Here is a 20,983-nt window from a genome sequence, read left to right as displayed (position 1 = left end):
CTGAAAACGCGCGGCGATCCTGAATGCTGATAACGATGAAACGGCGTTGCTTTAAGGTTTCTAAGCGGTGCGACACCGGTCATAGGTGGTAAGTCAGCGTGCCACGGTACTGCATGTTACTTTCTTTCCAGCCGGCCTGCCGACTCTGTTGCCTGGAGGCGTCCAGCATCCCGTCGACCTGGGCAAGCCGGTTGGGGGCCGGCGTGTCCTGGCGGGGGAAGCGAATTCGGTAGCCCGGCTCTGCGGCCAGGGTATAGACCGGCACCGGCAGGGAGGAGGCGAGCAGCGAGCCGGAGAAAGAGTGCGCTCTGGGCAGCAGCAGCGGCAACTTGCCGGGGGCTTTGCGGCGCGCTTCGGCCGGCGCCCGATACACCTGATCATAGGGGGAAAGCGCCGGCTCCGCCAACAGCGGCAGGCTGCTCAGCGCGCTGGGGGTGGGCTTGGGTGACGCCACGCATAGCTGTGGGCCGGAGACCGAACCGGTCCAGCAGAAAACAGCAATCAGCATGGCAAACAACCAGCGCATTTATTCGCGTCCCGCCCCCGCAGCAATGGGTAAAAAAGTGGGCTAACTCTACCAAAATAGCACGATTGGCAACAGGGAAATCTACGTTGCCGACGGTGAAATAGTACACGGCAAACGGCGGTTCCGGCATCGATTCAGCGGATTTTACATTACCTGACATAAGCCGACGGTTTTTGACCGCCGTGGCTATTTCGGCTCGTGGCTCACGCCATCCAGATGCACCACCGGATTCTCGGCGAACAGGTAGCGATCGGCGTTGTATTCGAAGTCGTCGCTGGTGGCGTTGAACAGCATCTGCTTGGTGTTTTCCAGGTGCTGCCACATCGCCAGTTTGGCGGCGTAAGGATCTTTGCGCATCAGCGCCTTGAGGATCTGATCGTGATCGTCGCACCAGCTGGCGATCGAACGTTCGTCGATATGCTCGTGCAGTTTCTTCCAGTAAGGGTTGTTGACCCGCTGCACCCACATTTTTTCCACGATGGTGGCCATGGCGGTGTTCTGGGTGGCCAGCGCCACCTGCACGTGGAACTTCAGATCCCACTGCGAGTCGCGGAAACGATCCTCTTTGCGGGCATGCTCCTGGATCTCCATCAGTTGCACGATATCCTGCTTGGTCACCTGGGTGGCGGCAAATTCGGCGATGTTGCTTTCTATCAGTTGGCGCGCCTGCAGCAGCTCAAACGGGCCGGCGGTGGCGAACTCGATGCTGTCGCCCGGCACCACCAGGTGTTTTTGCTGGTTGGACACCACGTGGATCCCGGATCCCTTGCGCACGTCCACATAGCCTTCGACTTCCAGCATGATGATCGCCTCGCGCACCACGGTGCGGCTGACATTCATCTCTTCGGCGATGTATCGCTCGGCCGGCAGCTTGTCGCCTACCGGATAACGGCCGCTTTCGATGCGTTGCTTCAGCTCGGCGGCCAGTTGCTGATACAGGCGTCTGGTTTCAGTGAATTCCATAGTGAATGCTCTATACGGTGCGGTGGGAAGGGGCGCGTGGCCATCGGATTTGTTATACCACTTATTCGGCACCGCTGCCAGAGGAGCAAGGGGCCCGGCGCAGCGGCCGGGCGGGGGATCAGCTGCGCGCCGGGGTGGGCTGCAGCGCGGCGGGTTGCGGTTCGGCGGCCGGGCGGTTTTGCAACACCGTCCAGATGACGATGGCGCCGAGAATGTCGAAGACCGACAGCGCGGCGAACAGTGGGCTGAAGCCGAGGGTGTCCGCCAGGGCGCCGACCACCAGGGCGAACAGCGTGCTGGCGGTCCAGGCTGCCATGCCGGTCAGCCCGTTGGCGGTCGCCACCTCATTGCGGCCGAACACGTCGGAAGAGAGGGTGATCAACGCGCCGGACAGTGCCTGATGGGCGAAGCCCCCGACGCACAGCAGCGCGATAGCCGCGTAAGGGCTGGTGAACAGGCCGATCATGCCGGGGCCGATCATCAACACCGCCCCCATCGTCACCACCAGCTTGCGTGAGACGATCAGGTTGACCTTGAAATACTTCTGGAACAGCGGTGGCAGATAACCGCCGACGATGCAGCCGAGATCGGCAAACAGCATCGGCATCCAGGCGAACATGGCGATCTCTTTCAGGTTAAAGCCGTAGGCCTTGAACATGAACAGCGGGATCCAGGCGTTGAAGGTGCCCCACGCCGGCTCCGCGAGAAAGCGCGGCAACGCGATGCCCCAGAACTGGCGATTGCGCACGATCTGCCAGGCGGGCATCTTTTTGGCGTTAGAGGTCTGGTGCTGCGCTTCCTGGCCTTCGAGGATGTAACGGCGTTCTTCCTGGCTCAGTTTCTTCTGATCTTTCGGGTGTTTGTAGAACAGCAGCCAGCAGATGGCCCAGATCAGGCTCAGCACGCCGGTGATAATGAACGCCATCTCCCAGCTGTGCGCGACGATGGCCCATACCACCAGCGGCGGGGCGATCATGCCGCCGATCGACGAGCCCACGTTGAAATAGCCGACGGCGATCGAACGCTCTTTGGCCGGAAACCATTCGCTGCTGGCCTTCAGCCCGGCGGGGATCATTGCCGCTTCCGCCATGCCGACCGCGCCGCGCGCCAACGCCAGCCCGCCCCAACTGTTGGCCAGTGCGGTGCCCATGCAGAACAGCGCCCACAGAATGGCGAACATGGCGTAGCCGACCTTGGTGCCCAGCACGTCCAGCACGTAGCCCGCCACCGGTTGCATCACGGTGTAGCACGCGGAGTAGGCGGCGACGATATAGGAATACTGTTGGGTGGTGATGTGCAGCGTATCTTCCAGCGTCGGCGCCGCCACGGCAATGGCGTTGCGGGTCAGGTAACCCAGCACGGTGCCGATGGTCACCAGTCCGATCATGTACCAGCGTAACCCTTTAATTTTACGCATCCGAAGTGTCTCCCCGTTTGAAGGTGTGGCCGTCGATGCGGCTGGCGAGACAATAACCTGTCATACAGGTTTAAAAGTTGAGTGATATCACAAAAGGAATTATTCGCCTGAGCAATACTGTGGCCGGTGAAACAGGGCATTTTTGCCGGTAAAGTGAGCGAAAAAGGGCGTAGAGAGAGGATGAACGGCAGACTTCGGGAAAAATCTGCTGGACGTTAGTAAAAATTGGTGTGATAACTTTTGTGATTCGAACCCCGTGCCGCACGGCAAGTAAGGAGCCCGAGATGGCGACGTTTTTGAGCGAAGATTTCCTGCTGGACAGCGAATTTGCCCGGCGCTTGTATCACGACTACGCGGCGCAGCAGCCGATTTTTGATTATCACTGTCATTTGCCGCCGCAGCAGATCGCGGAGAATACCCGCTTCAGCAACCTGTACGATATCTGGCTGCGGGGCGATCACTACAAATGGCGGGCGATGCGCACCAACGGCGTGGCGGAGCGGTTGTGCACCGGCGATGCGGGCGATCGCGAGAAATTCGACGCCTGGGCCGCCACGGTGCCGCACACCATCGGCAACCCGCTCTATCACTGGACGCATCTGGAGCTGCGCCGGCCGTTCGGCATCACGGATACGCTGTTGTCGCCGGCCACGGCGGATGAAATCTGGCAGCGCGGCAATGCGCTGCTGGCGCAGGATGCGTTTCGCGCACGTGGCATCATGCAGCAGATGAATGTGAAAATGGTCGGCACCACCGACGATCCGATCGACGATCTGCGCCATCATCGGGCGATCGCCGACGATCATAGCTTCGATATCAAGGTGCTGCCGAGCTGGCGGCCGGACAAAGCTTTCACTATCGATGCGTCCGGCTTCAACGACTATCTGCGGCAGCTGGAGGCGGCGGCGGACACCGCCATCGGCCGCTTCAGCGCGCTGTGCGACGCCCTGTACAAGCGCATGGATCACTTCGCCGCTCACGGTTGCAAAGTGGCCGATCATGCGCTGGACGTGGTGGTGTTCGGCGAGGCCGATGAAGCGGCGCTGGATGCGATCCTGCTGCGCCGCCTGAACGGCGAGCTGCCGACGGCGGAACAGAGCGCCCAGTTCAAAAGCGCGGTGCTGCTGTTTTTGGCCGGCGAATACCGGCGCCGAGGCTGGGTGCAGCAGTATCACATCGGCGCGCTGCGCAATAACAACAGCCGCATGTTGGCCGCCGTCGGGCCGGATATCGGCTTCGACTCGATCAACGACCGGCCGCTGGCGGAACCGCTGTCGCGGCTGCTGGATGCTCAGGCGCGGCAGGGCGGTCTGCCAAAAACCATTCTCTATTGCCTCAATCCGCGCGATAACGAAGTGATCGGCACCATGATCGGCAATTTTCAGGGGGAAGGCACGCCGGGCAAGATGCAGTTCGGCTCCGGTTGGTGGTTCAACGATCAGAAGGACGGCATGCAGCGCCAAATGACGCAGCTGGCCCAGCTCGGGTTGCTGAGCCGCTTCATCGGCATGCTGACCGACAGTCGCAGCTTCCTGTCGTATACGCGGCATGAATACTTCCGCCGCATCCTTTGCCAGATGATCGGCCGCTGGGTGGCGGACGGCGAAGCGCCGGCGGATATCGCGCTGCTGGGCGAGATGGTGAAAAACATCTGCTTCGACAACGCCAAAAACTATTTCGCCATCGAACTGGCGTAGCCGTTATCCGGGACTGGTTTATGCAAAGTACGATAAAGATTCACGAGCAGGATAACGTGGCGGTGGCGCTGCGCGATCTGGCCGCCGGAGAAATGCTTGAGTTGGGCGGGGAGCGTATTCAGCTGGCGCAGCCGGTGGCGCGCGGGCACAAGTTTGCGCTCGGCCCGATCGCCGAGGGCGAAGACATCATCAAATACGGCCAGCCGATCGGCCATGCGCTCGCGGCCATTGCACCTGGGGAGCACATTCATTCGCAAAACGCCAAAACCAACCTGAGCGATCTGGACAGCTACCGTTACCAGCCGCAGTTCCCGGCGTTGCCGCCGCAGGCGGCGGATCGCGAGGTGCAGCTGTACCGCCGGGCCGGCGGCGACGTGGGGATCCGCAACGAGCTGTGGATCGTGCCGACCGTCGGCTGCGTCAACGGCATCGCCCGCCAGATCCAGCAGCGCTTTTTGCAGCAAACGCAGGCGGAGGGGATCGACGGCGTGCATCTGTTCAGCCATCCGTTCGGCTGCTCGCAGCTGGGGCAGGATCATGCCAACACCCGCATCATGCTGCAGAACATGGCGCGCCATCCCAACGCCGGCGCGGTGCTGGTGATCGGGCTGGGGTGCGAGAACAATCAGGTGGATGCCTTTCGCGCCACGCTGGGGATGGCGGACGAGCGGCGGCTGCGCTTTATGGTGTGCCAACAGCAGGACGACGAGGTGGAGGCCGGGCTGGCGCTGTTGCACGAGCTGTACCGGGAGATGCGCCACGATCGCCGCGAGCCGGGCCGCCTGAGCGAGCTGAAGTTCGGCCTGGAGTGCGGCGGTTCGGACGGATTGTCGGGCATCACCGCCAACCCGTTGCTGGGGCGCTTTTCCGACTATGTGATAGCCAACGGCGGCACCACGGTGCTGACCGAAGTGCCGGAGATGTTCGGCGCCGAGCGCATTCTGATGAGCCGCTGCCGCGACGGGGAGACCTTCGACAAAACCGTCGACATGATCAACGATTTCAAACGCTATTTCATCGCCCATCAACAGCCGATTTACGAGAACCCATCGCCGGGCAACAAGGCTGGCGGCATTACCACGCTGGAAGAAAAATCGCTCGGCTGCACCCAAAAAGCGGGCCTGAGCCAGGTGGTGGACGTGCTGAAGTACGGTGAGCGGCTGCGCGTGCCGGGGCTGAATCTGCTCAGCGCGCCGGGCAACGATGCGGTGGCGACCAGCGCGCTGGCCGGTGCCGGCTGCCATATGGTGCTGTTCAGCACCGGGCGCGGCACGCCGTACGGCGGCTTTGTGCCGACGGTGAAGCTGGCCACCAACAGCGAGCTGGCGGCAAAGAAACCGCACTGGATCGATTTCGACGCCGGCGGCCTGATCCACGGCGTGGCGATGGAGACCTTGCTCGGCCGCTTCGTCGATCTGATTGTCGAGATCGCCAACGGCCGCCCGGCGCGTAATGAAACCAACGACTTCCGCGAGCTGGCGATCTTTAAAAGTGGAGTGACGCTGTAAGGCTGACGAAAAAGGCGCTCTAAGGAGCGCCTTTTTTATGAAGCAAGGCGGGATTAACGCACCTTCAGCGGGTCTTCGTTCGCCAACCGTTGATCTTCCGCCTGGCAGGCGGCGGCGGTGAACAGCACGTCGGTGGAGGAGTTGAGGGCGGTTTCCGCCGAATCCTGCAGCACGCCGATAATAAAGCCGACCGCCACCACCTGCATCGCCACGTCGTTCGGAATGCCGAACATGTTGCACGCCAGCGGGATCAGCAACAGCGAGCCGCCGGCCACGCCGGAGGCGCCACAGGCGCACAGGGCGGCCACCACGCTCAGCAGCAGAGCGGTCGGGACGTCCACCGCGATGCCCAGCGTGTTCACCGCCGCCAGCGTCAGCACGGTGATGGTGATCGCCGCGCCAGCCATGTTGATGGTGGCGCCCAGCGGGATGGAAACCGAGTAGGTGTCCTCATTCAGGTTCAGCTTCTTGCACAGCTCCATGTTCACCGGAATGTTGGCGGCCGAGCTGCGGGTGAAGAAGGCGGTCACACCGCTCTCGCGCAGGCAGGCGAACACCAGCGGATACGGATTGCGGCGGATCTTCCAGTAAACGATCAGCGGGTTGAGCACCAGCGCCACCAGCAGCATACAGCCGAGCAGCACCATCAGCAGCTGGGCGTAGCCCCACAGCACGCCGAAGCCGGTTTCCGCCAGCGTGGAGGCCACCAGGCCGAAGATGCCGAGCGGCGCACAGCGGATCACTGCGCGCACCACCAGCGTGACCGCATGGGACATGTCGTTGATCAGCCCCTTAGTGGTTTCGGAAGCGTGGCGCAGCGCCAGCCCCAGCCCGACGGCCCACGCCAGAATACCGATGTAGTTGGCGTTAATCAGCGCATGGAACGGGTTGGCCACCACACTCATCAACAGACCCTTCATCACCTCCACAATGCCGCCCGGCGGGGTAATGTCCGTCGCGCCGGTGGTCAGCGCCAGCGTAGAAGGGAAGATAAAGCTGACGACGACCGCCACCAGCGCGGCGGCAAAGGTGCCCAGCAGGTAGAGGAACAGGATCGGGCGAATGTTGGTCTTCTGCCCCTGTTTATGGTTGGCGATCGAGGCCATCACCAGAATCAGCACCAGCACTGGCGCCACCGCTTTCAGCGCGCCGACGAACAGGGAACCGAGCAGGCCGACGGCCGCAGCGGCCGCCGGCGAAACCAGCGCCACCAGAATGCCGGCCACCAGGCCGACCATGATTTGTTTGACCAGGCTACCCTGCGTGATCCTTTGTAATAGTTTTTGCATAGTGCTTTCTTCCTGATGTTATCTGGCCGCCGCGGCGGGAACGACGCCGGGCAGCTTTATATGATTCTGTAACTAAGTGTGTTTGCCGAATTAGTATTCAGCAATCGAATGAGGTTGGAAAGAGGCGAGGGTGAAATTCTGAGCGCGGATCAACACTTGATAACATACTGGTTACATTTGTGTGATCGCAATAACGTTTGGCGTTTTGGGGGAATTGCCAAACAATCGCGGGGCGACTAGCGCCCCGGATAACAGATTGTGGTTATTTCTTCGCCAGGCGATCGTTGCGGCGATTGACCCAGGCGTTGATCAGCAAAGTGAGCGTCAGGATGCCCGCCACCACGCCGAGCGAGATGCCGATCGGGATGTGGAAGAAGTCGATAATCAGCATCTTGATACCGATAAACACCAGGATCACCGACAGGCCGTATTTCAGCATCGAGAAACGTTCCGCCACGTTGGCCAGCAGGAAGTACATGGCGCGCAGGCCCATGATGGCGAACAGGTTAGAGGTCAGCACGATGAATGGGTCGGTGGTCACGGCGAAGATCGCCGGAATGCTGTCCACCGCGAAAATCACGTCGCTCAGTTCCACCAGGATCAGCACCAGCACCAGCGGGGTGGCGAACAGGATGCCGTTGCGGCGCACGAAGAAACGCTCGCCTTCCAGGCTGTCGGTCATGCGCAGGCGGCTGCGCAGCCATTTCACCAGCGGCTTGTCGCCGATCGCCGAATCATCTTCCTTCGCCAGCGCCATCTTGATACCGGTGAACAGCAGGAAAGCGCCGAACAGATACAGCAGCCACTGGAACTGGCTGACCAGCCAGCTGCCGGCGAAGATCATGATGGTGCGTAGCACGATCGCGCCCAGCACGCCGTAGATCAGCACCCGCCGTTGCAGGTTGGCCGGCACGGCGAAGTAGCTGAACAGCATCAGCCAGACGAACACGTTATCTACCGCCAGCGCTTTTTCGATCAGGTAGCCGGTCAGGAAGGCCAGCGCCTGGGTATCGGCGACGGCGCGCCCGGCGGTTTCATTCAGGTAGTACCAGAAACCGAAATTGAACAGCAGAGAGAGGCTGACCCACACCAGCGACCAGCTGGCGGCCTGCTTCAGGGTCATGGTGTGCGCGCCTTTACGGCCCTGCAACAGGAGATCGATTGCGAGCATCACGACTATGACGGCGGCGAAGCTGCCCCATAACCACGGTGTGCCAACGGAATTCATCATCAGAGGTATCCTTCAAAAACAAAAACGGCCAACGTCGGAAGACGCCAGCCGCTCTGTGAACGCTGCAAGCAAACCTCGCCTTCCGGCAAGGTCTCACTTACAACGTTGATGAAGGTGATTACACCTTTGACAGCAGGTTGCCCGGTAACCGGATGCTTGCGCATCGTAATGACGATTGACCGGCAATGAAGTTACTCCCCTTTGCAGAGCAGAAAGTAATGCAAAATGTGTCGGCGGTCAACGTGAATCGCGTTAGCCGGCCATCGCTTTTTGCGCGCCGAGGCTGACGACGAATCCCTGCAGCAGCAGGCGGCTGAACGGTGTGTCGCTAACCTGTTGTTGTTGCTGCTGATAGCGGGCCTGCTGCTCGGGATGCAGCTCGCCGAGCCACTGCAGGTACTGGCTCATCACCGCGCCGTTGAATTCCGGGTGGAACTGGGTGGTCAGGGCATGATCGCCATAGCGCAGGATCTGGTGCGCATCCTGCTGCGAACGCGCCAGCGTCTGCGCGCCGGCGGGCGGCGTCAGCACGCTCTGCGAGTGGATCAGGTTGGCTTTGAAGCGCGGCGGCAGCAGGGTGAACCGCCGGTCTTCGGCCGCGGCGGGCAGCAGTTCGATCTCCAGCGTGCCGACCTCCATGCCCTGCGGGTGGTAACCCACTTCGCCACCGAGCGCGTAGGCCAACAGCTGGTGGCCGTAGCAGACGCCAAACAGCGGCAGTTTGATCGCCATCGCCTGGCGCAGCCACTCGGCCGCCGCCTCGCTCCACGGCAGCCGTTCGGTCACCATCGCCGGCGAGCCGGTGATGACCACGCCGCAATAGGCGGCCGGCGGCAACGGCCGCTCGCCGGCGGGCAGATGCACGATGTGCGCGCGTTCGGCGTCGATGTTGCCCTGTTGCAGAAACATGCCTTCAAAGTTGGCCAATTCCTGACGAATGGCCTGCGGCGCGTCGCCGGTTTGCATCACGAGCAGCGGTTTCATCTCATTCTCCGTCGGCGGGGAAAACGACGCCGGTCTGGCGGCGGATGTCGGTCAGCAGGCGGGCGACGATCAGCGAATTCTCCAGCCCTGGATGTTCCACCTGACGCTTCTCAACCAACTCGGCGAAGGCCAGCGCCTCATACAGCATGGTGTTGATGTGCTGCGGCTGGCTCAGATCCTGGCGGTTGCCGCCGCGCGGCGTCAGCGCCACGCCCTGGCACTCGGAAATCTTGTCGATAATCAGCGTGCCTTCCTCCCCCTGGATCTCACTGGGGATCGCCGAGTCGCTGACCTTGGAATGGGAAAGCGTGACGTCGAAATCGCCGTAGTTCAGGCAGACGGTGCCGTGGGCGTCCACGCCGGTATCGAGCAGCGTGGCGCTGGCGAGCACCGACTGCGGCGCGCCGAACAGCGCCACCGCGCTGGCCAGGCAGTAGTAGCCGATGTCCATGATGGAGCCGTTGGAGAACTGTGGATTAAACGTGTTGGGGTTCTCGCCGGCCAGGTAGCGCGGGTAGCGCGAAGAGTATTGGCAGTAGTTGATGAAGGCTTTGCGCAGCCGGCCGATTTTCGGCAATGCCTGTTGCAGCGCCAGAAAATTCGGCAGATAGGCGCTTTTGAACGCCTCGAACAGCACCACCTGATTTTCCCGCGCGCAGGCTACCAGCTGTTCCGCTTCGCGCTGGTTGGAGGCCAGCGGTTTTTCGCAGATCACGTGCTTTTTATGGCGCAGGAACAGCAGCGATTGCGGGCAGTGCAGGGAATTGGGGCTGGCGATATACACCGCGTCTATGGCGTCGGACTGGGCCATCGCCTCGAGAGAGTCGAAAAACTGCGTGACCTGATAGTTGGCGCCAAACGCCTGCGCCTGTTCCAGCGAGCGTGAATACACGGCGCTCAACTTGAGTTTGCCGCTTTCATGGGCGGCATCGATAAAACGTTCCGTAATCCAGTTGGTGCCGACGACGGCAAAGCGAATCATGGCGAGCTCCGGTCCAGGCTTAAAACCGCAGATTATCACGCCCTCACTCGCTATGCATACAGCTCGCCGAACAGCGAAAGGTGCGTCAGATACAGCCGGGTATCGAATTCCAACTGGTGGTAATCCGGCTCCATATGGCAGCACAGACTGTAGAATGCCTTGTTGTGATCTTTCTCTTTCAGGTGCGCCAGCTCATGCACCACGATCATGCGCAGGAACGGTTCGGGCGCGACCTTGAACACCGTCGCCACGCGGATTTCCGCCTTGGCCTTCAGCTTGCCGCCCTGCACGCGCGAGATAGCGGTATGCAGGCCGAGCGCGTGCTTCATGACGTGGATCTTGCTGTCGTAGGCCACCTTGCTCAGCGGCTGGGCGTTGCGCAGATACTGGTTTTTCAGATCGACGGTAAACTGATACAGCGATTTGTCGGTCGTGCAGTCGTGCACCTGCGGATAGCGCTGCAGCAGCACGTCCCCCAGCCGATTCTGATGGATCAGTTGTTGCACCTGGCTTTGCAGATGCGTTGGGTAGCCTTGCAGGTAGGTCAATTCAGACATTCTTGTTCCGTATCAACGGCCATTCAGCCGGTCATTCTATGCTGTTTTTTCGCTCAAATCCTGACATACGCAATTTATCCGAAAAAACATTTTACTGACGGGCGTTTTTAGGGGATAAACAGCCCAAATTTTATCAGTCAGGAGGGGCAATGAGCCAACTCGATCTGGGAACACAGCAACTTGAGCTGGAGCGTTATCCCCAACAGGAAGAATCCACCCAGTTGCAGGCGTGGGAAGCGGCGGATGAATATCTGCTGCAACAGCTTGAAAACGTAGATATCGGCGGACACCCGGTGCTGATTTTCAACGATAACTTCGGCACCCTGGCCTGTGCGCTGCACGCGCATCGCCCTTACAGCGTCAGCGACTCGTACATGAGCCAGCTGGCGACGCGTCACAACCTCAAGCTCAACGGTCTGGATCCTGAGCAGGTCACGCTGTTGGACAGCCTCGCCGAGCTGCCGGCGGCGCCGGCGGTGGTGCTGATTCGCGTGCCGAAAGCGCTGGCGCTGCTGGAACAGCAGCTGCGCGCGCTGCGCCACGTTGTGACCGAAGACACGCTGATCGTCGCCGGCGCTAAAGCGCGCGATGTGCATACCTCGACGATGCAGCTGTTCGAAAAGGTGCTGGGCCCGACGCGCACCAGCCTGGCGTGGAAGAAGGCGCGCCTGATCTTCTGCCAGGCGGCGGACATCGTCCCGCCGGCGGCGGCGGAAACCACCAACTGGACGCTGGACGGCACCGATTGGCTGATCCACAACCACGCCAACGTCTTCTCGCGCGGCAGCCTGGATATCGGCGCGCGCCTGTTCCTGGATCACCTGCCGCGTGGCCTGAACGGCCATATCGTCGATCTGGGCTGCGGCAACGGCGTGATTGGCCTGGCGGCGCTGGCGCAAAACCCGGAAGCGCAGGTGACCTTCGTCGATGAATCTTACATGGCGGTGGCCTCCAGCGAGCTGAATGTGGAGCACAATCTGCCACAAGAGCTGGATCGCTGTCAGTTTGAGGTGAACAACGCGCTGGCGGGCATCGAGCGTGAAAGCGTGCAGGCGGTGCTGTGCAACCCACCGTTCCACCAGCAACACGCCATTACCGATCACACCGCCTGGCAGATGTTCTGCGACGCCAAGCGCTGCCTGCAGGTGGGTGGCGAATTGCGCATCGTCGGCAACCGTCACCTCGACTATCATCAGAAACTCAAGCGCCTGTTCGGCAACTGCACGCTGGTGGCCTCGAACAAGAAGTTCGTGATCCTGAAAGCGGTGAAATCCGGCGCGCGTCGCTGAGCGTGAATAACCAGGGGCGCCGGGCGCCCCTCAGTCTGTAGACAAAGGGGAAAAAGCGTGGTTTTTCCCCCTTTGTGGTTATCAGCCGAAAATCAATAAATTGATTTTCCTTGTTTTCTTTTCGCTGGTCTCTGCCTACCCGGCATGGGGATGAGGTTTGTCATCAATATCAGGGGCGCCGGGCGCCCCTTTTTTACAGTGACATCGCCAGCCGCGTGCCCTGATCGATCGCACGGCGGGCGTCCAGCTCGGCAGCCACGTCGGCGCCGCCGATCAGGTGCACGATTTTCCCCATCGCCAGCAGCGGTTGCTGCAGCTCGCGGCGCGGTTCCTGCCCGGCGCAGACGATCACCGTGTCCACCGGCAGGCAACTTTCCTGCTCGGCGCGGGTGATGTGCAGCCCTTCATCGTCGATCAGCCGATAGTTGACGCTATTGAGCATCTTCACGCCGCGCATCGCCAGGCTGGCGCGGTGGATCCAACCGGTGGTTTTCCCCAGGCCTTCGCCTACCTTGCTGGTTTTACGTTGCAACAGGTAGATCTGCCGCGCGGCGCGTGGCGCCTGAGGGCCTTGCGCTGCAAGCCCGCCGCGTTGCTCAAGGCGACCATCGATGCCCCATTCGCGGTTGAATTCCGTCTGATCCAGGCTGCTGGACATGCCGTGCTGGCTAAGGTACTCGGCGGTGTCGAAGCCGATGCCGCCGGCGCCGATGATCGCCACCCGCTGGCCGACCGGTTTTTTATCGCGCAGTACGTCCAGATAGCTCAGCACCTTGGCGTGCCCGATGCCGGGGATGTCCGGGGTGCGCGGCACGATGCCGCAGGCGAGGATCACTTCGTCGAATTCGCTTAAATCCGCCGCCTCGACCTTGACGCCCAACCTGACCGTCACTTCGCGCAGCGCCAACTGGCGGCGGAAGTAACGCAGGGTTTCATGGAATTCTTCCTTGCCGGGGATTTGTTTGGCGATGTTGAACTGGCCGCCGATCTGCTCGGCGGCGTCGAACAGCGTCACCTGATGGCCACGGCTGGCGGCGGTGGTGGCAAACGCCAGCCCGGCGGGGCCGGCGCCGATCACCGCCAGCTTTTTCGGTTTCTCCGCCATCGTCAGCGGCATTTCGGTTTCGCGGCAGGCGCGCGGGTTGACCAGGCAGGAGGTCAGCTTGCCTTCAAATATCTGGTCGAGGCAGGCCTGGTTGCAGCCGATGCAGGTATTGATCTCGTCGGCGCGCCCCTCGGCGGCTTTCTGCACAAAGGCTGCGTCGGCAAGGAACGGGCGCGCCATCGACACCATGTCGGCACAGCCGTCCGCCAGCACCTGCTCGGCCACCGCCGGATCGTTGATGCGGTTGGTGGTGATCAGCGGGATGCTGACCTTGCCCATCAGCTTGCGGGTTACCCAGCTGAATCCGGCGCGCGGCACCATGGTGGCGATGGTCGGGATGCGCGCTTCGTGCCAGCCGATGCCGGTATTGATGATCGTGGCGCCCGCCTGTTCGACCGCCAGCGCCAGCTGTTCGATCTCCTGCCAGCTGGAGCCGTCCTCCACCAGATCGAGCATCGACAGCCGGTAGATCAGAATGAATGCCGGGCCCACGGCCTGGCGCACCGCCCTGACGGTCTCGACGGCGAACCGCATGCGGTTGGTGAAGCTGCCGCCCCATTGGTCGTCGCGTTGGTTGGTGCGCGTCGTCAAGAATTGGTTGATCAGATAGCCCTCGGATCCCATCACCTCAACGCCGTCATAGCCGGCCTGCTGCGCCAGCGCCGCGCAGCGGGCGAAGTCGGCGATAGTCTGCTCGATCTCCGCTGCGCTGAGCGCGCTCGGCGTAAACGGGTTGATTGGCGCCTGCAGCGCGGAAGGGGCCACCAGCTTGGGTTGATAGCTGTAGCGGCCGGTGTGCAGGATCTGCAGCGCAATTTTGCCGCCCGCCCGGTGGACGGCCTCGGTTACCGGGCGGTGGTGAGGCAATTGCGCCTCGCTGTTGAGGATCGAACCGCCGCGAAACACCACGCCCTGTTCGTTCGGGGCAATGCCGCCGGTGACGATCAGCGCCACGCCGGCGGCGGCGCGCTCGGCATAGAACGCGGCCAGGCGCTGCGGGCCGTCGGGCAGCTCTTCCAGGCCGGTATGCATCGATCCCATCAGCACCCGGTTTTTCAGGGTGGTGAAGCCGAGATCCAGCGGCGCCAGCAGGTGAGGGTAATTGCTCATTGCACTCTCCATCGGGTGAAATCGGGGCCCGTTGTTATAATTATGTGAACACAAGTGGTCGGATGAGATAAATCTAGCCGTTGTCATGCCGCTTGGGAATCTGCGTTGCGCCGAATGTGATAGACGTCATGAATCTCAGACTCTGTTTGCATAACGAACAAAAGATCGGTTAACCTTTGCGCGTTGTAAATTCCTTCTCTCTGCGGAGCCATAACCGAAAATGAACACCCACACCTGTTGATATCTGGTCCCACGCTGTGCGCTCTTGCGCCCTGTGGGGATGTTTTGATCTCATTCAGGAGTGCTTATGGCTCATTTTGCGCAGTCCCCTTATTTCGTTTTACATCAACTGACCTGCCAATTTGCTGACGGCGAAACGCTGTTCGGCCCGCTGGATCTCGCTTTCGATCGGCAGCGCTGTGGCCTGGTGGGGCGCAACGGCGTCGGCAAAACCCAGCTGCTGCGCCTGATCGCCGGGTTGGATCGGCCGGGTAACGGTCACGTCGAATCCCATGCCGCATTGGCTTACGTTGCGCAGCAGCCGGAGATCGCCGCGGACACCACGCTGGCCCAGCTGTTGGGCTATGGCGAGGTGTTTGCCGCGCTGGCGCGTCTCGAGCAGGGGCGGCCGCTGGCGGACGATATCGATCGTCTGGAAGGGCGCTGGGATCTCAACGATCGCCTGCAAAACGCCTTCGCCGCCGCCGGGCTGCCGGCCTTCGATCCGTTGCGATCCGCAAGTTCTCTGAGCGGCGGCGAGCGAATGCGCGCGGCGCTGTGCGGCGCCTTGATCGGCGAGGGGGATTTTCTGCTGCTGGACGAACCGACCAACCACCTCGACAGCGTCGGGCGCGCCTGGCTGTATCAGCAGCTGGATCAGTGGCGGGGCGGGTTGCTGATCGCCAGCCATGACCGGCAGCTGCTGGCGCGCATGGCGCGCATCGTCGAACTGACGCCCGGCGCGCTGCGCAGCTACGGCGGCAACTACGATGACTACCGGCGCCAGCGCGACACGGAACAGCAGGCGGCGCGCGCCGATCTGGAGCATGCGCGCGAGGAGCGCCGCCGCACCCGCGCCCGCCAGCAAAAAGAGCACGACATGAGCCAGCGGCGCTCGGCGCAAACGCTGCGCGTCGTCGATACGCTGAATATCGCCTCTTTTGAGCGGGTGGCCTACAAGTCGGCGGCGAAGGAGAGCCTCGGTACGCTGCGCAAACAGCATCAGGATCAGCGCGACAGCCTCGATGCGGCGGTGCGCGAAGCCTATCAGCGGGTGGAAGAGGAACAGCCGGTGTTGCTGGCACTGCCCGGCAGCGAAGTGAGCGCGAACAAGCAGGTGCTGGTGCTCGAGCGGCTGCAGCTGCCGTTCGTCAGCGCGCCGCCGCTCGATCTGCGTATCGACGGCCCGATGCGCGTGGCGTTGACCGGCCCCAACGGCTGTGGCAAGTCCACCTTACTGAAGACCGTTCTCGGTCAGCTGACGGCGCTTTCCGGCCATTGTCATTGCCCGCTGTCGACGGCCTACCTCGATCAAACCCTGTCGCAGCTCGACCCGAATCTGTCGGTGATGGAGCATCTGGGGCTGCAGGATTCGCCGCTGGCGGAAGGCGCGTTGCGCACCCGGTTGGCGCAGCTGCAGCTTGGCGCAGATCGCATCGCGCTGCCGCTGGGCTCGCTGAGCGGCGGTGAACGGCTCAAGGCGGCGTTGGCCTGCGCGCTGTGGCGACAGCAACCGGCGCAGCTGCTGTTGCTCGACGAGCCGACCAACCACCTGGATCTGGCGTCGTCGCTGGCGATCGAAACTGCGCTGGCGGATTTCCCCGGCGCGATGCTGGTGGTGTCGCACGACGAAGACTTCCTGCAGGCGCTGCGGCCGACGCACCGCCTGCACCGGCAGGCGGATGGCTGGCGGCTTCAGGCCTGGTAATGCGTAGGCGACCTTAAGGAGCCGCCTTTTTCATTGCAGGTACGTTGATGCACGCCAGCAGCTGGGTGAAGGCCGCGGCCATCTGCTCTTCCGGCACGCAGGCAAACCCCATCAGCAGGCCGCGCCGGCGGTTGGGCAGCATGTAGTAGCGCGACAGCGGCCGCACCAGCACCCCCTGCGCGCCGGCGGCGGCGGCGATCGCCACGTCGTCGGCCTCGTCCGGCAGGTTGAGGATCAGGTGCAATCCGGCGTTGCTGTTGAATTCGCTGAGCGCCTGTTTGCCGAGGTGCTGTTCGATCAGGCCGGTTAGGAAGGCGCGCCGCCGGGCGTACAGCAGCCGCATGCGGCGGATGTGCGCGGTGTAGTGCCCCTCTTGGATGAATTCCGCCAGCGCGCTCTGGATCAGCAGGTGCCCGCCGCGATACAGCTCGGCGTGGGCGGTTTTCAGCGGCTGCACCAGCGGCGGCGGCAATACCACATAGCCGAGGCGCAGCGCCGGGTAGAGCGTTTTGCTGAAGGTGCCGATGTAGATCACCGGCGCGTCGGCCTCCAGCCCTTGCAGCGCCGGGATCGGTTGGCCGGAAAAGCGGAATTCGCTGTCGTAGTCGTCCTCGACGATCCAGCCGCCGGCGTTGCGCGCCAGCGCCAGCAGCCGTTGGCGGCGCGCCAGGCTCATCACCGAGCCGAGCGGATACTGGTGCGACGGGGTGACGAAAATCAGGCGGGGTGGCGTCGTTGGCTGCTCCGGCGGCACCAGCCCGGCCTCGTCCACCGCCAGCGGGCAGATGTTCAACGCATTGATGCGCAGGATATTGCGGATCCCCCAATAGCCCGGTTCTTCGATCCAGGCGTCATCCCCCGGATTGCACAACATGCGCGTCACCAGATCGATCGCCTGATGGATGCCTTCAGTGATCAGGATCTGTTCCGGCGAGCAGCGCACCGAGCGCGCCACCCGTAAATACTCCACCAACGCATGCTGTAGCTCCGGGCTGCCGCCCTGATTGCTGTAGGTCAGCCGCTGCGGCGCCGGGCGGCGGCTAAGGCGCGCCTGGATCTTGCTGAACAGCTGATGAGGAAAGGCGTTGACGTCGGGCACGCCGGGAATGAACGCCCCCCACTGTTTTGGGCTGGCGCTGGCGTGGTGCAGCAGCGTGGCGCCGCGCTCCGACAGTTCGACGCGCCGCGGTTGCCCGCTGCCGTCCGCCGGAGTGCCGCCGGTGGATAGGCAGCTGTCCGGCACCGTGTCGGCGACGAAGGTGCCGCTGCCGGCGCGCGCCGACACGTAGCCTTCCGCCAGCAGTTGTTCATAAACGGTTAACACGGTGTTGCGGGACAGGCTGAGCTCCTGCGCCAGATCGCGCGAGGCGGGCAGGCGGCTGGAGGGCGGCAGGCTGCCGTCGAGAATACTGGTGCGGATCGCGTTGTAAAGCCGCTTGTGCAGCTTGTCATCGGGCTGTTCGCCGAGGCGCTGCAGCAACAGATCACCACTCAATGAGCGCAATTGGATCCCTCAATTATTCGTAACTGGCACTCGATTATAGGGCCACATCCTGTGTAAATAAACGGCATTGTTTCACGAATGTGAACGAAACGTGTAACTGGCACCGACCGGAGAGAACAGCATGAAAAACGCAGAATTGAACCAACGCCGTCAGGACGCCACCCCGCGCGGAGTGGGCGTGATGTGTGGTTTTTACGCCGAGCGCGCAGAGAACGCCACGCTGTGGGATGTGGAAGGCAAAGAAGTGATCGACTTTGCTTCGGGGATCGCCGTGCTGAACACCGGGCATCGCCACCCGAAAGTGATCGCCGCAATTGAAAAGCAGCTGCAGGCCTTCACCCACACCGCCTATCAGATCGTTCCTTACGAAAGCTATGTCTCGTTGGCGGAGCGCATCAACCAGCGCGCGCCGATCGCCGGTCCGTGTAAAACCGCTTTCTTCACCACCGGCGCGGAAGCGGTGGAAAACGCGGTGAAGATCGCCCGCGCTTACACCGGCCGTCCGGGCTTGATCACCTTCGGCGGCGGCTTCCACGGCCGCACCTATATGACCATGGCGCTGACCGGCAAAGTGGCGCCTTACAAACTGGGCTTTGGCCCATTCCCCGGCTCGGTGTTCCACGGCCAGTACCCGAATGCGCTGTACGGCGTGACCACCGAAGACGCGATGAACAGCCTGGATCGCCTGTTTAAAGCGGATATCGATCCCAAGCAGGTGGCGGCCATTGTGCTGGAGCCGGTGCAGGGCGAGGGCGGCTTCAACGTGGCGCCGGCCGAGTTCATGCAGGCGCTGCGTGCGCTGTGTGACCAGCACGGCATTCTGCTGATCGCCGACGAGGTGCAGACCGGCTTCGCCCGTACCGGCAAGCTGTTCGCCATGGAGCACTACAGCGTTAAGCCCGATTTGATCACCATGGCGAAAAGCCTGGCGGGCGGCATGCCGCTGTCGGCGGTGGCGGGCCGCGCCGAGGTGATGGACGCGCCGGCGCCGGGCGGGCTGGGCGGCACCTACGCCGGTAACCCGCTGGCGGTGGCCGCCGCGCACGCGGTGCTGGACGTGATCGACGAAGAGCAGCTGTGCCAGCGCGCCCAGCGCTTGGGGCAGCACCTGGTGGAAGTGCTCCAGCAGGCGCGCAAAACCAGCCCGGCGATCGCCGATGTGCGCGCGCAGGGATCGATGGTGGCGGTGGAGTTCAACGATCCATCTACCGGCAAGCCTTCGGCGGAGATCACCCGTCAGGTGCAGCAGAAGGCGATGGCGGAAGGGCTGCTGCTGCTGAGCTGCGGCGTGAACGGCAACGTGATCCGCTTCCTCTACCCGCTGACCATCCCGGACGATCAGTTCACCAAGGCGATGGGCATTCTGTCCCGCGCGCTGGCCCACTAAGGAGCTATCGGCATGAAATTGAATAATCCCGAGCTGTTGCGCAGCCAGTGTCTGATCAACGGCGAATGGTGCGATGCCCTGAGTGGCAAACGCGAAGCGGTGATCAACCCGGCCACCGGCGCCGAACTGGCCAGCATTCCGCTGGTCAGCGAAGAGGAAACCCAGCAGGCGATCGCGGCGGCGCAGCGGGCGCAAAATGACTGGAAACAGCTGACCGCCAAGCAGCGTTCTGCGCTGCTGTTGTCCTGGGCCGACAAGGTGTTGGCCGCGCAGGAAGATCTGGCGCAGCTGATGACCGCCGAGCAGGGCAAATCGCTGGCGGAAGCGCGCGGCGAAGTGGCGTACGCCGCGTCGTTCATCACCTGGTTTGCCGAAGAGGCCAAGCGGGTGGACGGCGCGGTATTGCAGGCGCCGCAGGCTTCGCAGCGCCTGGTGGTGGTGAAGCAGCCGATCGGCGTGTGCGCGGCCATCACCCCGTGGAATTTCCCGGCGGCGATGATCACCCGCAAGGTGGCGCCAGCGCTGGCGGCCGGTTGCGCCATCATCGTCAAACCGGCCGAGCAAACGCCGCTGACCGCGCTGGCGCTGGCCAAGCTGGCGCAGGACGCCGGCATTCCCGCCGGCGTTTTGCAGGTGGTGACCGGCGAAGCGGCGCAGGTGGGCAAGGTGCTGTGCGACAGTCCGGTGGTGCGCAAGCTGAGCTTTACCGGCTCGACCGAGGTCGGCCGCATCCTGATGGCGCAGTGCGCACCGAGCATCAAGAAACTGTCGCTGGAGCTGGGCGGCAATGCGCCGGTCATCGTGTTCGACGACGCCAATCTGGATGCGGCGGTGGCGGGCATCATGGCCTCCAAGTTCCGCAACAGCGGCCAGACCTGCGTCTGCGCCAACCGTATCTACGTGCAGGACGGCATCTACGAGCGGCTGGCGGAGAAGCTGGTGGCGGCGGTCGAGCAGTTGAAAGTGGGAGACGGCAGCCACGAAGGCACCACCCAAGGGCCGCTGATCGACAGCGATGCGGTGGCGAAGGTGCAGAGCCATATCGACGACGCGCTGATCAAAGGGGCACAGATCGCCACCGGCGGCCAGCCGCACGCGCTCGGCGGCACTTTCTTCCAGCCGACGGTGGTGACCGGCGTGACGCAGAAGATGCGCTTCGCCAAAGAAGAAACCTTCGGGCCGGTGGCGCCGCTGTTCCGCTTCCATGACGAGGCGGAAGCCATCGCCATGGCCAACGACACCGAATTCGGCCTGGCCGCCTACCTGTTCACGCAGAACGCCGCGCGCCAGTGGCGCGTGCCGGAAGCGCTGGAGTACGGCATGGTCGGCATCAACACCGGGCTGATTTCCAACGAAGTGGCGCCGTTCGGCGGCGTGAAACAGTCAGGGCTCGGGCGTGAAGGATCGCGCTACGGGATAGAAGAATATCTGGAGCTGAAATACCTGTGTATCGATGTGAGCTGTTGAGCGTCAGGACGTTAACCCATCCCGGCGGCCAGCGTCGCCG

16 protein-coding genes are annotated in these 20,983 nt (G+C 62.6%); 6 read left to right on the top strand and 10 right to left on the bottom strand.

Annotated features, from left to right (window positions below; genetic code table 11):
• Window positions 1-79: 79 nt before the first annotated feature.
• The 3 genes from ACMGGW_RS19930 to ACMGGW_RS19920 all read right to left on the bottom strand — a co-directional run bounded on the left by ACMGGW_RS19930 (window position 80) and on the right by ACMGGW_RS19920 (window position 2,906).
• Window positions 80-526 carry a hypothetical protein gene (locus ACMGGW_RS19930; RefSeq protein WP_025304351.1) on the bottom strand — a complete coding sequence of 149 codons (447 nt, stop codon included), beginning with the start codon at window positions 524-526 and terminating at the stop codon, window positions 80-82.
• Window positions 527-712: 186 nt separating this feature from the next.
• Entirely contained in the window at window positions 713-1,489 is a 777-nt protein-coding gene (gene exuR, locus ACMGGW_RS19925) for a transcriptional regulator ExuR (protein WP_033636102.1), read from the bottom strand.
• A gap of 118 nt (window positions 1,490-1,607) precedes the next feature.
• Complete coding sequence (locus ACMGGW_RS19920) at window positions 1,608-2,906, bottom strand: MFS transporter (RefSeq protein ID WP_197832243.1); 1,299 nt, start codon at window positions 2,904-2,906, stop codon at window positions 1,608-1,610.
• A gap of 284 nt (window positions 2,907-3,190) precedes the next feature.
• Between ACMGGW_RS19920 and uxaC the strand changes: the two genes are divergently transcribed.
• Together uxaC and ACMGGW_RS19910 are read left to right on the top strand one after the other, a co-directional pair.
• The gene (uxaC, locus tag ACMGGW_RS19915; RefSeq protein WP_197832244.1) at window positions 3,191-4,603 is read left to right on the top strand and encodes a glucuronate isomerase; all 1,413 of its coding nucleotides are present in this window, start codon (window positions 3,191-3,193) and stop codon (window positions 4,601-4,603) included.
• 20 nt (window positions 4,604-4,623) lie between these two features.
• Window positions 4,624-6,111 (top strand): UxaA family hydrolase, encoded by a 1,488-nt coding sequence (locus ACMGGW_RS19910; RefSeq protein WP_197832245.1) that lies wholly within the window; start codon window positions 4,624-4,626, stop codon window positions 6,109-6,111.
• Between the two features lie 53 nt (window positions 6,112-6,164).
• Here the strand turns inward: ACMGGW_RS19910 and sstT are convergent, their stop codons facing one another.
• From sstT to ACMGGW_RS19885, 5 genes are all read right to left on the bottom strand, one after another.
• Window positions 6,165-7,400, bottom strand: a complete 1,236-nt coding sequence (gene sstT / locus ACMGGW_RS19905) for a serine/threonine transporter SstT (protein ID WP_025304346.1) — start codon at window positions 7,398-7,400, stop codon at window positions 6,165-6,167.
• 262 nt (window positions 7,401-7,662) lie between these two features.
• The gene (locus ACMGGW_RS19900) at window positions 7,663-8,631 is read right to left on the bottom strand and encodes a TerC family protein (protein ID WP_025304345.1); all 969 of its coding nucleotides are present in this window, start codon (window positions 8,629-8,631) and stop codon (window positions 7,663-7,665) included.
• Between the two features lie 252 nt (window positions 8,632-8,883).
• Window positions 8,884-9,615, bottom strand: coding sequence for a glutamine amidotransferase (locus ACMGGW_RS19895; protein ID WP_089196280.1), 732 nt, complete (start codon window positions 9,613-9,615; stop codon window positions 8,884-8,886).
• A 1-nt stretch (window position 9,616) separates the two neighbouring features.
• Window positions 9,617-10,597, bottom strand: coding sequence for a Gfo/Idh/MocA family protein (locus ACMGGW_RS19890; protein ID WP_025304343.1), 981 nt, complete (start codon window positions 10,595-10,597; stop codon window positions 9,617-9,619).
• Window positions 10,598-10,647: 50 nt separating this feature from the next.
• Window positions 10,648-11,154 (bottom strand): M48 family metallopeptidase, encoded by a 507-nt coding sequence (locus ACMGGW_RS19885; RefSeq protein WP_004937154.1) that lies wholly within the window; start codon window positions 11,152-11,154, stop codon window positions 10,648-10,650.
• A gap of 149 nt (window positions 11,155-11,303) precedes the next feature.
• Between ACMGGW_RS19885 and rlmG the strand changes: the two genes are divergently transcribed.
• Window positions 11,304-12,443 (top strand): 23S rRNA (guanine(1835)-N(2))-methyltransferase RlmG, encoded by a 1,140-nt coding sequence (gene rlmG / locus ACMGGW_RS19880; RefSeq protein WP_197832246.1) that lies wholly within the window; start codon window positions 11,304-11,306, stop codon window positions 12,441-12,443.
• A gap of 193 nt (window positions 12,444-12,636) precedes the next feature.
• On the opposite strand, the gene ACMGGW_RS19875 is transcribed toward rlmG, so the two are convergent.
• The gene (locus ACMGGW_RS19875; protein WP_127146320.1) at window positions 12,637-14,658 is read right to left on the bottom strand and encodes an FAD-dependent oxidoreductase; all 2,022 of its coding nucleotides are present in this window, start codon (window positions 14,656-14,658) and stop codon (window positions 12,637-12,639) included.
• A 307-nt stretch (window positions 14,659-14,965) separates the two neighbouring features.
• Between ACMGGW_RS19875 and ACMGGW_RS19870 the strand changes: the two genes are divergently transcribed.
• Window positions 14,966-16,585 carry an ABC-F family ATP-binding cassette domain-containing protein gene (locus ACMGGW_RS19870; protein WP_043142037.1) on the top strand — a complete coding sequence of 540 codons (1,620 nt, stop codon included), beginning with the start codon at window positions 14,966-14,968 and terminating at the stop codon, window positions 16,583-16,585.
• A gap of 13 nt (window positions 16,586-16,598) precedes the next feature.
• Here ACMGGW_RS19870 and ACMGGW_RS19865 read toward each other — a convergent pair whose 3' ends face one another.
• Window positions 16,599-18,089 carry a PLP-dependent aminotransferase family protein gene (locus tag ACMGGW_RS19865; protein WP_043142041.1) on the bottom strand — a complete coding sequence of 497 codons (1,491 nt, stop codon included), beginning with the start codon at window positions 18,087-18,089 and terminating at the stop codon, window positions 16,599-16,601.
• A gap of 121 nt (window positions 18,090-18,210) precedes the next feature.
• Here ACMGGW_RS19865 and ACMGGW_RS19860 point away from each other — a divergent pair, with 121 nt between their 5' ends.
• A complete protein-coding gene (locus ACMGGW_RS19860; RefSeq protein WP_043142044.1) occupies window positions 18,211-19,476 on the top strand; it encodes a 4-aminobutyrate--2-oxoglutarate transaminase in 1,266 nt (421 codons plus the stop codon).
• Between the two features lie 12 nt (window positions 19,477-19,488).
• Window positions 19,489-20,943 carry an NAD-dependent succinate-semialdehyde dehydrogenase gene (locus ACMGGW_RS19855; RefSeq protein ID WP_089196279.1) on the top strand — a complete coding sequence of 485 codons (1,455 nt, stop codon included), beginning with the start codon at window positions 19,489-19,491 and terminating at the stop codon, window positions 20,941-20,943.
• Window positions 20,944-20,983 lie beyond the last annotated feature (40 nt).

Source organism: Serratia sp. BNK-4, assembly GCF_048685115.1.
Lineage (GTDB): Bacteria > Pseudomonadota > Gammaproteobacteria > Enterobacterales > Enterobacteriaceae > Serratia > Serratia bockelmannii.
Note: the sequence above shows the minus strand (reverse complement) of the source record. Positions and strands in the feature narration are given on the sequence as shown.

Bases quoted from the DNA above. Each gene is read 5' to 3' on its own strand.
- ACMGGW_RS19930 (WP_025304351.1), bottom strand. From the start codon at position 526: ATGCGCTGGTTGTTTGCCATGCTGATTGCTGTTTTCTGCTGGACCGGT.
- exuR (WP_033636102.1), bottom strand. From the start codon at position 1,489: ATGGAATTCACTGAAACCAGACGCCTGTATCAGCAACTGGCCGCCGAG.
- ACMGGW_RS19920 (WP_197832243.1), bottom strand. From the start codon at position 2,906: ATGCGTAAAATTAAAGGGTTACGCTGGTACATGATCGGACTGGTGACC.
- uxaC (WP_197832244.1), top strand. From the start codon at position 3,191: ATGGCGACGTTTTTGAGCGAAGATTTCCTGCTGGACAGCGAATTTGCC.
- ACMGGW_RS19910 (WP_197832245.1), top strand. From the start codon at position 4,624: ATGCAAAGTACGATAAAGATTCACGAGCAGGATAACGTGGCGGTGGCG.
- sstT (WP_025304346.1), bottom strand. From the start codon at position 7,400: ATGCAAAAACTATTACAAAGGATCACGCAGGGTAGCCTGGTCAAACAA.
- ACMGGW_RS19900 (WP_025304345.1), bottom strand. From the start codon at position 8,631: ATGATGAATTCCGTTGGCACACCGTGGTTATGGGGCAGCTTCGCCGCC.
- ACMGGW_RS19895 (WP_089196280.1), bottom strand. From the start codon at position 9,615: ATGAAACCGCTGCTCGTGATGCAAACCGGCGACGCGCCGCAGGCCATT.
- ACMGGW_RS19890 (WP_025304343.1), bottom strand. From the start codon at position 10,597: ATGATTCGCTTTGCCGTCGTCGGCACCAACTGGATTACGGAACGTTTT.
- ACMGGW_RS19885 (WP_004937154.1), bottom strand. From the start codon at position 11,154: ATGTCTGAATTGACCTACCTGCAAGGCTACCCAACGCATCTGCAAAGC.
- rlmG (WP_197832246.1), top strand. From the start codon at position 11,304: ATGAGCCAACTCGATCTGGGAACACAGCAACTTGAGCTGGAGCGTTAT.
- ACMGGW_RS19875 (WP_127146320.1), bottom strand. From the start codon at position 14,658: ATGAGCAATTACCCTCACCTGCTGGCGCCGCTGGATCTCGGCTTCACC.
- ACMGGW_RS19870 (WP_043142037.1), top strand. From the start codon at position 14,966: ATGGCTCATTTTGCGCAGTCCCCTTATTTCGTTTTACATCAACTGACC.
- ACMGGW_RS19860 (WP_043142044.1), top strand. From the start codon at position 18,211: ATGAAAAACGCAGAATTGAACCAACGCCGTCAGGACGCCACCCCGCGC.
- ACMGGW_RS19855 (WP_089196279.1), top strand. From the start codon at position 19,489: ATGAAATTGAATAATCCCGAGCTGTTGCGCAGCCAGTGTCTGATCAAC.